General features: G+C 53.4%; 1 pseudogene. It reads right to left on the bottom strand.

Going from position 1 to position 676, the window contains the following annotated elements:
* Window positions 1-562: 562 nt before the first annotated feature.
* A pseudogene (locus ACW5DW_RS17105) lies at window positions 563-676 on the bottom strand (IS30 family transposase); the annotation flags it as partial.

Genomic DNA, 676 nt, shown 5'->3' on the forward strand with positions numbered 1-676 from the left:
TCTCCCTAACTAGTCGTTCAAGCCGACACCGCCCAGGCCGGCGCGCCCTCGTCCAGATCGTGGTAGAAATCGCTTCGGAAGGAGCCGCGAGCGGCGCGGCTTAACTCAGGTTGTTAGGCCCAAAGGCATACATCCATGCGACTGTGGCAAAAAATTTTAGCTGCTGCGGTGCTTGTGCCGACTCTTGTCATCGCGGGATACATTGGGTATCTCTGGGCTACCTACATCGATGAAACAATTACTTCCGGCGCAGCCCATGGGTTCACTATCGGCGCATCTAAGCAAGACGCCCTTGCATCGGTTAGTCATCTCAGTAGCCATCCAGACGCCGTTGTGTATGTTAGCCATGGCCCAAGGGCCGGAGACAACTTCTCTATCGTCCCTTCACCGGCTGAACTTGGGCGACTGCAAGAGCATGATCAATGGGTTGTTCTTCTTGATGGCAATGACAAGTTCTTCAATTCGGTTCGGCTTACCTTCCGAGATGGCGCACTAGCCGAGATCCATCGGCACAGAAAGCACTTTGAGCTCCCATAGTCATATGTATCGCTATGGGGGTGAATTAACACTCCAAGTGCAACACCCCTGAAGTTTGTTGTAGTCGTTGTTCCGGGGTCTGGAAGCCATAGCGTTTCCTCGGTCGTTGGTTGAGTTTAGCGACAACGGTGTTGCAGTC

It is taken from the genome of Luteimonas sp. A482 (genome assembly GCF_054072655.1).